The sequence below is a fragment of the Chryseobacterium sp. G0162 genome, from assembly GCF_003815715.1.
Lineage (GTDB): Bacteria > Bacteroidota > Bacteroidia > Flavobacteriales > Weeksellaceae > Chryseobacterium.
Genome location: NZ_CP033922.1, coordinates 1,473,229 through 1,486,173, shown reverse-complemented (window position 1 = coordinate 1,486,173; position 12,945 = coordinate 1,473,229). Strand labels below are relative to the sequence as shown.

General features: G+C 35.0%; 10 protein-coding genes. 9 read left to right on the top strand and 1 reads right to left on the bottom strand.

Translation table 11 applies throughout. From position 1 onward, the window contains the following. Positions 1-4 precede the first annotated feature (4 nt). The 4 genes from EG344_RS06870 (at position 5) to EG344_RS06855 (ending at position 5,744) form a co-directional block, all read left to right on the top strand. Positions 5-3,478, top strand: coding sequence for a DUF6443 domain-containing protein (locus EG344_RS06870; protein WP_228412875.1), 3,474 nt, complete (start codon positions 5-7; stop codon positions 3,476-3,478). A gap of 11 nt (positions 3,479-3,489) precedes the next feature. Further along, the gene (locus tag EG344_RS06865) at positions 3,490-4,005 is read left to right on the top strand and encodes a hypothetical protein (RefSeq protein WP_123908840.1); all 516 of its coding nucleotides are present in this window, start codon (positions 3,490-3,492) and stop codon (positions 4,003-4,005) included. 258 nt (positions 4,006-4,263) lie between these two features. Then, positions 4,264-5,154 carry an RHS repeat-associated core domain-containing protein gene (locus EG344_RS06860; protein WP_262697976.1) on the top strand — a complete coding sequence of 297 codons (891 nt, stop codon included), beginning with the start codon at positions 4,264-4,266 and terminating at the stop codon, positions 5,152-5,154. 2 nt (positions 5,155-5,156) lie between these two features. Then, positions 5,157-5,744: a hypothetical protein gene (locus EG344_RS06855; protein WP_123908839.1), complete on the top strand. Its 588-nt coding sequence runs from the start codon at positions 5,157-5,159 to the stop codon at positions 5,742-5,744. Between the two features lie 404 nt (positions 5,745-6,148). Here EG344_RS06855 and EG344_RS06850 read toward each other — a convergent pair whose 3' ends face one another. Further along, positions 6,149-7,144, bottom strand: a complete 996-nt coding sequence (locus EG344_RS06850) for an IS110 family transposase (protein ID WP_123908838.1) — start codon at positions 7,142-7,144, stop codon at positions 6,149-6,151. A gap of 495 nt (positions 7,145-7,639) precedes the next feature. Here EG344_RS06850 and map point away from each other — a divergent pair, with 495 nt between their 5' ends. The 5 genes from map to EG344_RS06825 all read left to right on the top strand — a co-directional run bounded on the left by map (position 7,640) and on the right by EG344_RS06825 (position 12,936). After that, complete coding sequence (map, locus tag EG344_RS06845; RefSeq protein WP_123908837.1) at positions 7,640-8,404, top strand: type I methionyl aminopeptidase; 765 nt, start codon at positions 7,640-7,642, stop codon at positions 8,402-8,404. Positions 8,405-8,537: 133 nt separating this feature from the next. Further along, positions 8,538-9,083: a Crp/Fnr family transcriptional regulator gene (locus tag EG344_RS06840; protein ID WP_123908836.1), complete on the top strand. Its 546-nt coding sequence runs from the start codon at positions 8,538-8,540 to the stop codon at positions 9,081-9,083. Between the two features lie 124 nt (positions 9,084-9,207). Beyond that, entirely contained in the window at positions 9,208-10,338 is a 1,131-nt protein-coding gene (locus EG344_RS06835; RefSeq protein ID WP_123908835.1) for an alpha/beta hydrolase, read from the top strand. Positions 10,339-10,489: 151 nt separating this feature from the next. Then, positions 10,490-12,022, top strand: coding sequence for a M20/M25/M40 family metallo-hydrolase (locus EG344_RS06830; protein ID WP_123908834.1), 1,533 nt, complete (start codon positions 10,490-10,492; stop codon positions 12,020-12,022). A 218-nt stretch (positions 12,023-12,240) separates the two neighbouring features. Further along, entirely contained in the window at positions 12,241-12,936 is a 696-nt protein-coding gene (locus EG344_RS06825; RefSeq protein WP_123908833.1) for a hypothetical protein, read from the top strand. Positions 12,937-12,945: the final 9 nt, after the last annotated feature.

Genomic DNA, 12,945 nt, shown 5'->3' with positions numbered 1-12,945 from the left:
TACGATGAAAAAAATAATAATCCCCGTAGTTACTCTGTTAATCATGGGAACTACAAAAGCACAAATTCAATTACCGGATGGATTGCATGGAGTAGTCAATGAAAATTATATATACTCCCGAACTTATTTGGAAGAGAAAACCCAAAGTGATGCCGGAGCAAAACAAACTCAAACCGTCCAGTATTTTGATGGTTTGGGAAGACCTAAACAGGTAGTGAATGTAAAAGCCTCTCCCTTGGGAAAGGATGTGGTTACTCACATTGAATATGACCAGTTCGGAAGACAGGTAAAAGATTATCTTCCCGTACCTCAATCAGGAACTTTGAATGGGGGGATTATTCCCAATCCTTTATCCAATGCCAGCAATTCTCCTTATGGCTCAGAAAAGATCTATTCCGAGAAAATATTGGAAAACTCTCCTTTGAACAGGCTTCAGCAACAGATCCAGGTGGGGAATGACTGGAGTACTAAGCCTGTGAAGTTTGGGTATGAAACCAATATAGGCAATGAAGTGTACCAGCATATTACCACCACCACCTGGGAAAACGGGGCCACTAAAAGTGGGATAAGCCTATCTCCGGCTGTTTTATATGCACCTGGTACCTTGTATAAGAATACAGTGACAGATGAAGATGGAAACCCAACGGTGGAGTTCAAAAACGGAAAAGGCCAAACCTTGCTGGTAAGAAAACTGATGGGCTCCACCGAGCAGGCAGATACTTACTATGTGTATAACGAATACGATCAGCTGGCCTTTGTGATTCCTCCCAATGCGGTTCAAAAACCTATTAGTGAATCTCTGCTCAATGATCTCTGTTACCAGTACCGTTACGACGGAAGAGGAAGACTGGTAGAAAAGAAACTTCCTGGTAAAGGTTGGGAATATATGGTTTATGATAAGGCTGATCGATTAATATTTACCCAGGATGCTAATATGAGCCCAACGAATAAATGGTTGTTTACAAAATACGATGCATTAGGAAGAGTAATCATAACAGGTATTGTGAGTGGGAGCAGCAGAGCTTATATGCAGACAATGATTGGAGATGCAGTGATGACTGAGAATGGATCTGCCACCGGCTTTACAAAAAACGGAATGCAGATATTTTATACTAACACCAATTTCCCTTATCTTGAAACAGTCTTTTCGGTTAACTATTATGATACTTATCCGGGGTATAACTTTAATCCATCATTTCCTTCTACCATTCAGGGAGTAGAAACGTTAAAAGAAACGGTATCCCCGGAAGGGAAAAGTACCAAAGGACTTCCTTTGATGAGTCTGGTAAAAAATATTGAAGATGACAACTGGACCAAGAATTATACATACTATGATACCAAAGGACGAGTGATAGGAACCCATTCCATTAATCATTTGGGAGGTTATACCCAAACAGAATCCAAGCTGGATTTTGCAGGACTAGCTCAAACGGTGATCACCAGACATAAGAGACTGGAAACAGACACAGAAAGAGTCATCACCGAAACCTTTGCTTATGACCACCAGAACAGGCTCCTGGTACACAAACATCAGGTAGATGCTAATCCCACAGAAATCCTTACCCAGAATACCTATAATGAACTTTCCCAGCTGGAATCTAAAAAAGTGGGTGGCATTGCTGCAGGATCTGCGCTTCAGCAGATAGATTATAAGTACAATATCCGTGGTTGGATGACTAAGATCAATGATCCTTCTAATCTAAATGGAAGATTGTTTGGGTATGAAATAAAATATCATAATCCTGTATCTTCAGCAAAATCACCTGGGAAGTTTAACGGAAATATTGCAGAGATCGACTGGAAGAATTCTTCAGAAGATATTCTGAAAAGATACAACTATGAATATGATCCTCTAAACCGTTTAAAAAATGGCTTTTACTCAGAACCTAATGCCACTAATCCTGCCAATGGTAATTTTGATGAATATCTTACCTATGATCTGAATGGAAACATCAATACCCTGCAACGAAAAGCCACTCCAATATCAGGTCAAACTCCTGCATTGGTAGATAACCTTGAATATAAATATACCGGAAACCGCCTGAATCAGGTGATAGAATCTGCGATGAATGATACCGGGTATGAAGGCGGAAATAATATAATAGATTATGATGTAAATGGAAATATGATTAACATGAAGGATAAAAATATTAATATTATTTCCTATAATTATCTGAATTTAACTAATCAGTTTTTTATAAGTCAGAAAATTTTGGGATGGAATTATAATACCAATATCAATCACCTGTATCGTGCAGATGGAGTAAAACTTAGAACAACTAAGCATAGCGCAAAAGATGGAGATATAGGAGATACCACGACCACGGATTATCTGGATAGCTTTCAATATCGTTATTATAATAATGGATTAATGGGAGGACCTTTATTACTGGATAAAACAAGTTTTGCTTATGAAGAGCAGGCATATACTAAGACCATTGAGGGAATGTTTCCTTCTAAACCGAAGTGGCAGTTAGACTTTGTACCTACTTCTGAAGGTTTTTACAGTTTCACAGAAAATCGTTATATTTACCAGTATAAAGATCACTTAGGAAATATAAGGGTGAGCTTTGCTAAAGACAGCGCAGGCGTTCTGGAAGTAACAGATACTAACAATTATTATCCATTTGGCTTGAATCATATAGGAGGAAACAAAGGATTAATAGGTGGGTATAAGAGTTATAAGTACAACGGCAAGGAGTTGCAGGAAACAGGGATGTATGATTATGGGGCTAGAATGTATATGCCTGATTTAGGTAGATGGGGTGTGGTTGATCCATTGGCCGAGAAGATGACAAGACATAGTCCTTATAATTATGTTTTTGATAACCCAATAAGGTTTATTGATCCGGATGGACGAGCTCCTAAGACTGATTTTACCTTTAATATAAAAACAGGTGATGTAAAACAAGTAGGAGAAACGAATAATCTTCCTGATAGAATTGTTAAAACAGATAAAAATGGAAATGTAGCATATAATAAGAAAGGAGAAGCTAAAGTAGAAGTAGATAATATTGCGAAAGGAATTTTAAAGGATGGCCAAAACTTTAAAACTAGTGACAATATTATTAATGTTGGAGAGAAAGGACAACCTACCTTAAAGCAGTTAGAGGACTTTGCAGTTAAGCTATCTGATTATGTAGGAGTTGAGTTATCTGGAGCCTATTTATCTAATGAGGATTCGAAAGATGCCAAAATTAATAGCGTTTATATGGATGATTATGGAGGTAATTCTTATTCAAACTCTATTACAACTATTAATCGAAATGACTTAAAGAGACGTGGATTATATACAAATACTAGTTTTCATACGCATCCTACATTGGGGTATAGTAGAAGTGCTAGTACATCTGCTTCACAAGCTGATAGAGATTTTAGGGATAGCTGGAAGGAATACAAATTAGTTCATAATTTTATAATATTAACAAGACCTGAAACTGGACCTGGTGTTGAAAAAGTAGATTATACAAATGATTAAATACTATGAAAATGAAGATATTTTTATGTCTAATAATTTTACAATTATCATTGTCTTGTACAGCACAAAATAATACAGTTCCTGTTTCAGATAGTTATAATACCACTGTAAAGAAAGCTATAGATGACTTTTATAAAACTTCATCGTTACTAAAATATGATAAAATTTTTTCGGTTTCTTACAAAAATATAGATCAGAATATTATCCAAGTAAATATTATTGGTAATCCAAATAAATTTTATATAGAAAATGATAAGCCTTTAAATAGGTTGCCTACAAAATATGTAGAATATAATGGTAAAATATTTTATTGGAGTGATAATAGTCAAGATAAATTAGATTCTTCAGTAATTAATAAATTAGGACAATATGGATTAATTGAATATAATACAGATGTTATTGAATATAATATAGATGATAAGAAGAAAGGAGTTAGTTATTTTTTTTGTATGAAAGATTTAACTAGATATAAAAAAATTACATCAAATATTTCTATAACTCAACCTCCTAAAATAAATTGTAAATAACCCAAGCTGCCACACAAAAGGATTTGTGTGATATTTTTATTATCAATTAGCTGTATTTACCAATACAAGGATCACCTTGGAAATGCGAGGATAAGTTTTGGAAGAAACAGCGCAGGTGTTCTTGAAATCACAGATGCCAATGATTATTACCCATTGCTGGCGCAAGCGTCACGTTTGTGTCAAAAGTAATATAGATACGAGCAAGATGCTTGCACTAGCTTGGGGAGATTATATAGTTACAAGTACAACGGCAAGGAGTTGCAGGAAACAGGGATGTATGATTATGGGGCGAGGTTCTACATGCCTGATCTTGGACGATGGGGAGTTGTTGATCCGCTGGCTGAAGTAAAAAGAGCTTGGTCTCCTTATAGATATGCATACAATAATCCTTTACGTTTTATAGATCCTGATGGAAGACTAGAAGGAGATCCACCTGGTTTTTTAAGTAGGGCTTGGAAAGAAGTCAAGAGCTGGTTTGGAGGTAATTCAAAAGGTACATTAGAGGTTGGGCAAGTTGAACGTGTTGCTGAGGGGCAAACTAGATTATTTGGTTTAATTCAAAATGCAAATGTTGATACCAATGGAAATAGTCCTTTAGAGAATTATAGGCAATGGCAAAATAACCCAGGATATAATAATGGGGAAAGTTTTGGAGATAGGACTGCTAGATTAATTGGGGCAGGGACCTTAGAAGCTAGAAGAGATTTCGCAAGCGGAGGCATGAATATGTTTGGCGGTTACGGAAGAGCGGCGAAAGCAGTGAATGCAGTTGAAGAAGCAAGCAACTTAATAAATGTTAAAAATACAGCTCCACAGGTGGGTGAAGCTTTTCAAAATTTAGGGGCAACCATAGCTGATGGAAATATTTCATTATCAGGAAGAGCTGTAACAAATGGTCGTTTTGATTTTGTGGTAACTGCGTCTGGCGAGCTTAAAGTAGGAACTGGGCACTTTAATTTATCTGGAGGAGCTAATGAAGTTCAAGCTGCAGGCCAACTAAGGTTATTTAAAGGTCAAGTAATGGAAATCAATAATGCCTCTGGACATTATCAACCTTCTGCAGCAGAAGCTCAGCAATTTCCAACAATATTATCAAATATGGGGCTAGATGTAAGTAGAGCTAAATTGAGAACTTTTTCAGTAGAATAAACATGAATAAAATAAACATTGGAAATGAGGTTAAAGAATTGTCTTCTCAGATGGCAATTAGCTCCACAAAAGAGGTGATACAATATTTTCCTATAGATAGGTTTTTTATTGAAAAAAACGGATTCATTGAGAAAATTCGGTCTGTTAATTATTTAGAATTTTTACTTTGTAATTTTGAAAATGTAAATCCAACATATACCGTTCAGTTGTTTATATGCTTACCTGAATTATGGGAAAAAGTTAACTATGAAGATTTAATTAAATTAACAGAAAATTTTACTAATTCTTTTTCTTTTTATTCATTTATAGAGTTCACCTATAAATACTTAGAGATAGATTTATTTGATGAAATAATTTACAATAAAAATATAGAAGAAAAATTTAAAATAGATTGTTTGAGTTTTACTTTTAACACATTAGACTTCTTATACTTAGAAGATTATGAATATATTGAATTTAAAGAAAATTTATTTGGAATAAATATTGAACAACTTCGCCGTTTACAATTAAAATTTAAAAATGATAATGAATTTACAAAAGCAAAGCCTAAAAATGAGCTTTATAAAAAATTATTACTAATACAGGTCTAATTGTAAAAGCCATTCGTTTGAGTGGCTTTGTTATTTTATAAAATGCTTTGTAGTTTAGTTTGTTTAAGGAATGCATCAAGGAGAGCGAAGACATGTTGTCTATCGTTCTCTTTTAGTTTTTGTATATCTAAAATTTTAGCGACAATATTTTTATCCAGTAGAATATCCGTAGACCCTACGAGATAATCCAAGGATACCCCCCGATTACTATGACTTACACAAGAAAAAAATTGTATTTTTTTAGGGGTTTCTTAGGCATACAAAACCTCTGAATAATAAAATTAAAAGGAAGGAATATTTTACCTTCCTTTTGTTATTATTCGTTGGTATCAAAGTTTATTCCTCGCAGATTGTCCCCATCAGAGCCTGTTGCGCTTAGCTTTGACAATGTAAATTTAATACAATTAAGCTATATTCTTTGTGATATATAACCTGTTCTCCTTCACACAGACACAGATTCTGTGAATGATTTTATTTTTTATATTATTAATAACCAGCATTTTATTTTTACCTTCTTCTACTTTTCTTTGATAATATTCTTTCATTTCTGAATGATGTACAATGCTGGATAAAGCACACATGTGAAATTGTTTTTTGAGCTGTTTATTGGCCATGTGATGAACCTTTGGCTTTGCTCTTACACTTTTTCCGGAAGTATATTCAAAGGGAACAACGCCACAATAGCAGGCTAATTGCCTGGGAGTTTCAAACAAAGTAAACTCATTGGTAAAGCAGATCAGCAGCAAAGCGGTAAATTTTCCTACACCTGGAACGGAGCTGGCTTGAGTATAAATTTTTTCAACATTTTCATCTTCAGATACCAGGATATCCAGCTGCTTTTCTATTTTTTTAATATCATTATCTAAGCCTTTTATAGTTGCTTTTTGATGTCTTTCATTCATTTTTGAAATATCTGCATCAAAAGATTTCATTTCCTTCACGTTTTTTAAAAGCGAAGCCCTAAAAACAACGAGCTTTTCCCGTAAGGCAAGCAAGGCTCTTATTTTTTCTAATACTTTTTTTGGAGCTTTATAAAGCCTGGCATCTTCTTGATTCTTTTGTGCATATCTGGCAATTCTTTCGGCATCTATCTTGTCATTTTTACCTCGCTGTATACCCATACTTCGTATAATTCTGAAGGACATTTCTATCCAAATACTAAAACCAGAAGCGATGAGGGTTTTAGATAAGATTTTTCCATACATCCCTGTATGCTCCATACAGATTAGAGTTTCTTCAAAATTTACTTTTTCAGATTTAAGCCATTTCTGAAAAGCTTTTACTCCTTGCAAATCATTGCGAAACTGATTGTGAATGCTTGTTCTATTTGGGGATAGCAGAACAGCATCAAAATACTCTTTGGAAATATCAATTCCCACAAAATTTTTAAATTTGTTCATAGCAATACATTTTAGAACAACCGATACTGAAATCATATCAAAACCTTGATAATAGGTCTCAAAACCTTAATTACTAATCTGATGCTTTTCAGTAAAAACCAACAGAGTCCTAATCGGGGGATAAGTCATTAACTTTGCTGGCGCGAAGGTGCACTTTGTTGGTCTGGTTGTTTTTTATAAAACTAAGTAATTTATAATTATGCAAATCTAAAGGCTCGCGCGAGCATCATGCTCGTGTCCTCAATAACAAAAAAGCCATTGCTAGATCAGCAATGGTTTTTTTACATGGCTTAGAAAATCTTTATATTATTAAAAATATCTCCGCTGGCACAAACATTTTGCTTATACCAACATAAATAGAAAACCAATATATTCATTAAGAACTCATTACGCCCTATTTTCTTAATAAAAGAAATTTATATTCTTTAACTTTGTCTTTTTCAATAGCTAATACTTCTTAGTATTGAAATTCAAATCCAACCCAAAAATAAAATCATGTCAATTACCAACGACGATCAGTTAATCGGAATGCAGAAAGTGAGTGAAGCGGTTGCTTGTACCTTGAAAGAGATGAAGCAATACGCTCAGCCAGGAATGACCACAAAGGAGCTTGATGAATATGGTGCCAAAATACTTGCTGATTTCGGAGCTAAGTCTGCACCTTATCTTACCTACGGATTTCCCGGATGGACTTGCATCAGTGTAGATAACGAATTTTGCCACGGAATTCCCACAGATCAAAGAGTTTTGAAGGAAGGTGACCTCATTAACATAGATGTTTCTGCAGAACTCAGCGGATATTGGGCTGATAATGGAGGATCCTTCGTGATTGGGGAAGACATCCATCAGCATCAGACATTGGTAAATGCTTCTAAAGATATTCTTCAAAAAGCAATTGATAATATAAAAGGTGGTGTGAAAATAGCAGATATCGGATTTTTAATGGAGACAGAAGCAAAGAAAAAAGGCTTTAAAGTCATTAAAAATCTTGGCGGACATGGTGTAGGAAGAAGCTTACATGAGGAGCCCGATGAGTTATTGAATTATAAAAACCGTTTCGATACCAGACGTTTTAAGAAAAATTCTGTAGTGGCGATTGAAACATTTATCTCTACTTCCTCAAATCTTGCTGTAGAATTAAAAGATGGCTGGACGATGGTAGGGAACAAAGGCGGCTATATGGCACAACATGAACATACCATTTTAATCACTGATGGAAAGCCTGTCATTTTAACTGAAATGAATGGAATCTTGAATTAACATATCATCTGTTTATTAATATTTTATCCCAACTACTGAACATATTTTAATTATTAATTCTGTTTATCTAATAAATGGAAGAGTAGATATTTTGTCTTTAACGTAGAAATTCCTCAATTAAAAACATATAAAAATGATCAGTGAAAAGAACTTGAAGGTTATCGAAAATTTCATTCATTTATTTGATAGCAATATCTATCGTAAAAAAGAAATATTGATGGATATCGATCAGGTGCACCGTGACTTATTTTACATTAAAAAAGGAGTGGCCAGAATCTTTTACTATGACGATAAAGCACAGGATCATACCCATTGGATCAGTTCAGATCATAGTTTTATAGCTCTTTTTTCAAGCGTATTGTCCGGAAAGGCAGTTCCATTTGGAATTGAAGTCATTGAAGATCATAGCGAAATATTCAGATTGCCTTACCGTCAACTTCTTGAGTTGAAATTAAACAATCCCGAAATGCAGCAGTTTATGGAAGATTTATTTGCTGAGAGTTTAATCACGATGGGCTGCAGGCTGATGGATCTTCAAATCAAAACTACAGATCAGCGTTATGATGATTTTGTGGCTGCTCATCCGGAATGGCTCCAGAGAATCAATCTTGGATATATTGCCGGATACCTTGGGATGACGCAACAACAACTGAGCAAAGTAAGAGCTCAACAGAAATAATCCTTTTTTAATCCAGGTGAAAAGAAAAGCTAAACTTAAAAACTAATTTCGAAAAAGTTTAGCTAGCAAGGTATTGCTGAAAGAAAAATACAGCATACCATTTTTTCACCAAAATAGAAACATAATGAAAAAAGGAACGTATCAATTGCATGATGAAGCCAATTTTAATTTTCAACTGAACAGAACCTTAATGTGGGGAAATGGAGATCTGGAAGAAATCAAAACAATAGCATCCAGAATCAATACCACAGAAGATTGGGTAAAGGAAATGAGTTCTCTTGCTAAAGAAGCAGAAGCCAATAAACAGATTCCTAAAGCTATTGGGTATTACAGGATGACAGAGTTTTTTGAAGCAGATGGAACCTCTGAAAAATCAAAATTATATTCCAAATCAAAATCTTTATTCTACGAATATCACAAAATCATTTTTGAAAAGGAAATCAGAAGGGATGAGATGGACTATGAAAATGGAAAATTACCTGTTTGGATCTGTCTTCCTCAAGAAGAAATAAAAGATACTGTGATTATTCATGGGGGAAATGATTCCTACATGGAAGAATTTTTACCAGTAGTTCAGCGCCTGGTATCTGAAGGAATTGCTGTGTACATTTTTGATGGTCCGGGGCAGGGAGGGGCTTTAAGAGAATCCGGAATTTATTATACCCATGAATGGGAAAAGCCCATTAAAACTATTTTAGATGCCTATCAATTGGAAAATGTAACTTTAATTGGGTTGTCTTTAGGAGGAATGTTGGCACCGAGAGCTGCTGCATTTGAAAATCGTATTCAAAGAGTAGTAGCTTGGGGAATTATGCCTAGTTTTTATGAGATCATATTGACTAAAGTTCCTCATGAATTAAGAATGTTGATGGATGCAAAAGAAAAAGAAAAAGTCAATGTGCTTATTCAAAAGAAAATGGATGTTGATCCTCTGGTGAAATGGGCAATGCAGCACGGAATGTTCAGTATGAATGTGGAAACACCTTATGATTATATCAAAAAAGCTCAACATTTTGAAATGGAAAGTATCGGACCAAAGATTACCCAGGACTTTTTACTCCTAGGTTCCAATGAAGATCACTTTATCCCCGTTGAATTATACAAAAGAGTGATTGATGCTTTACCTAATGTAAAGTCACTTACCTATAAAATGTACACCAAGTACAATAGGGCTGAAAATCATTGTAATCTTGGAAATACAGAGCTTGTTTTGAGTGACATTATCCATTGGATATTACAGGCTAGAAATAAGTAAAAAGATATTTTTTGTTTTAAAAACTTAAGGTTGTTTCTTAGGAAGCAGCCTTTTTTTATAGGTTAACAATTGAAACCCTTGGCTTTAAAATTGTTAATGAGCAAATACTTTCCTATATTTAAAGAACCAAACCATTCAGAAACTATTCACTATGAAAAAAGTTCTTTTAGCCATTCTGGGAATTCTCGTTATTCTTGCTGCTGTCGTATTAATTAAAACTTACACCTATCCTTTTAAGAAAAATCCGTCAGGAGCAGGGGAAGGATGGAAGCCTGTAAAAAATGACTCCGCAGTGTCACGATTTTCCGGAGGGATAAAAATTCCTACCGTTTCTACCGGAAGTTTAGGCGAATTTAATTATGAACCTTTTGACCGGTTTAAGGAATATTTAAAAGCTACTTATCCATTAGTCTATCAAAATACTGAAAACGTAGAGATTAATAAATACGGATTGGTTTTCAGGCTTAAAGGAAGTAATTCAGCATTAGAACCTATATTGTTTCTATCTCATATGGATGTAGTTCCTCCGGGGGATGCTGATATTAAAAATACCGCTGAAAATATCTTCAGACCTGATGATAAACCATCAGAACCTGTGGCCAAAGTTGCGGAAGACTGGGATTTTTCCCCTTTTTCAGGAGCTGTTGCTAATGGGAGAATTTATGGAAGAGGAGCAATAGATATGAAAGGAATGCTTTTCTCTTTAATGGAGTCTATGAATAACCTTATTAAAAGCAAACAAATTCCTCAGAGAGATATTTATTTAGCCTTTGGTTTTGATGAAGAAGTGGGAGGAAAGAACGGAGCTATGCAGATTGCAGATTATTTTAAGAAAAAAGGGTTGAAGTTCGATGCAGTATATGATGAAGGCGGACTGATTATGCGAAAAGGAAATGTAGCAGGGGTAGAGGCTGATGTTGCTGTAGTAGGTTGTGCTGAAAAAGGATTCCTTTCTGCCAAAATAAAAGTAAAAGGATTGGGTGGGCATTCCTCAATGCCTCCTATGGAAAGTGCTATCGGAAAAGCAGCAGTCATTATGCAAAGACTGGAAGACGATCAGATGAAACCGGAGATAACTCCATTAATTAAAGAATTTTTTGATAATATTGGCGGTGCTATGCCTTTTACGACAAGAATGGCACTGGCTAACCAATGGCTTTTAAAACCGGTACTGATCTCGCAGCTTACCAAAAGTAATACCACCAATGCATTGGTACGAACCACAACAGCTTTAACAATGATGAAAGGAAGTGACGGAACCAATGTACTTTCTCCCGAAGTCGAATTTGTGGTCAATTTCAGGCTTCTTCCCGGAAATACTGTAAAAGATGTTAGAGATCATATTGCAAAAGCAACCAAAGGTTTTGATGTTGAAGTAGAGGAAATTGATAATACAAGAGAAGCATCAGCAATATCTTCATCGAATACTAAAGCATTCAAACTGATCGAAGCAGGAGTAAAAGAAATTTATCCTGAAGCCATTGTTTCCCCTTATCTCACCATGGCCGGAACAGACGCCGGTAAATATGAAATTGTAAGCAAAAACGTCTACAGATTCATGCCAATCAGAATCAACAGTGCGGAACAGCAAAGCATCCACAGTACCAATGAATATCTAAGCATAGAAAACTATCTGAAGATGATCCATTATTTTGAATTTATGATGAAAAATTATGATAAGTAATGCGGAGTTCGTGGAGAATAAAAAAGTAATCGTAAACTCTGTTACTAACAAAATATTGACAAGCCGAAGCGACTTGAGCACACAGTATTAACATTTATGCTGATTGTTGATTACAATCTTTTAGCCTGTCTCTATTTTCTTCTTTTTCAAAAAAAATATTATGCGTCAAGTTTTGTCGCATTACGGTAATAGCTTTGTCATATCAAAATTACAGAGCTATGGAATTGCCACTTTACTTAAACTTTAACGACTTTGAAAACCATTATTACGATCATCTTGAAAAATGGTTTGAAGAATATTATAATGCTAGTGAAGCAGATTACCTGAAAACGTTGGCAAGTATGTATAGTCCTTATGTATACTACAATTTTGCTGATGATAGCCTGCAGGCAGATGCAACCATTGAAATCAAAGACTGTTTCTTCCCTTATCATGAGAAAATCGGGATTTCTTTCTGTACAGGTTGTGAAAATGGTACCTCACCCAAAAAAGGAATGAATCACGTTTTTGAATGGAAAAACATTTCCATGATGGAATACGCTCAGCATATTTTGGACAAGATCAATCGCTATTGCTCAAAAAATAAAGAAGCCCTGAGTGGCAGTAAAAATATCCTGGATTACATCAATGATTATGATATTGTGACTTCCCGCGAAGGAGCAGGATATTGTATCAGCTATAACAGGCATCAGATGACCATTCCTTTTCTTAAGGCTTATCTTCCTTATTATGGGCAGACGGTAGACATGGCACTATATAGGGATTTTATATTTTCCATTGTACAAATTGCAGAGTTTATTGATCAGAAATTAAAAACAATTCAGGCTTTTGAACATACCATTTATGCCCAGTCAAGAGCCGAAGCCAAATTCAAGGTGCAGATGAGCCGCCAGTTTCTGACCCTATGCAATTAAAATTTTACA

What these genes read in the sequence shown, in the direction of transcription:
- EG344_RS06870 (WP_228412875.1), top strand. Translation starts at nt 5, where the DNA reads ATGAAAAAAATAATAATCCCCGTAGTTACTCTGTTAATCATGGGAACT.
- EG344_RS06865 (WP_123908840.1), top strand. Translation starts at nt 3,490, where the DNA reads ATGAAGATATTTTTATGTCTAATAATTTTACAATTATCATTGTCTTGT.
- EG344_RS06855 (WP_123908839.1), top strand. Translation starts at nt 5,157, where the DNA reads ATGAATAAAATAAACATTGGAAATGAGGTTAAAGAATTGTCTTCTCAG.
- EG344_RS06850 (WP_123908838.1), bottom strand. Translation starts at nt 7,144, where the DNA reads ATGAACAAATTTAAAAATTTTGTGGGAATTGATATTTCCAAAGAGTAT.
- map (WP_123908837.1), top strand. Translation starts at nt 7,640, where the DNA reads ATGTCAATTACCAACGACGATCAGTTAATCGGAATGCAGAAAGTGAGT.
- EG344_RS06840 (WP_123908836.1), top strand. Translation starts at nt 8,538, where the DNA reads ATGATCAGTGAAAAGAACTTGAAGGTTATCGAAAATTTCATTCATTTA.
- EG344_RS06835 (WP_123908835.1), top strand. Translation starts at nt 9,208, where the DNA reads ATGAAAAAAGGAACGTATCAATTGCATGATGAAGCCAATTTTAATTTT.
- EG344_RS06830 (WP_123908834.1), top strand. Translation starts at nt 10,490, where the DNA reads ATGAAAAAAGTTCTTTTAGCCATTCTGGGAATTCTCGTTATTCTTGCT.
- EG344_RS06825 (WP_123908833.1), top strand. Translation starts at nt 12,241, where the DNA reads ATGGAATTGCCACTTTACTTAAACTTTAACGACTTTGAAAACCATTAT.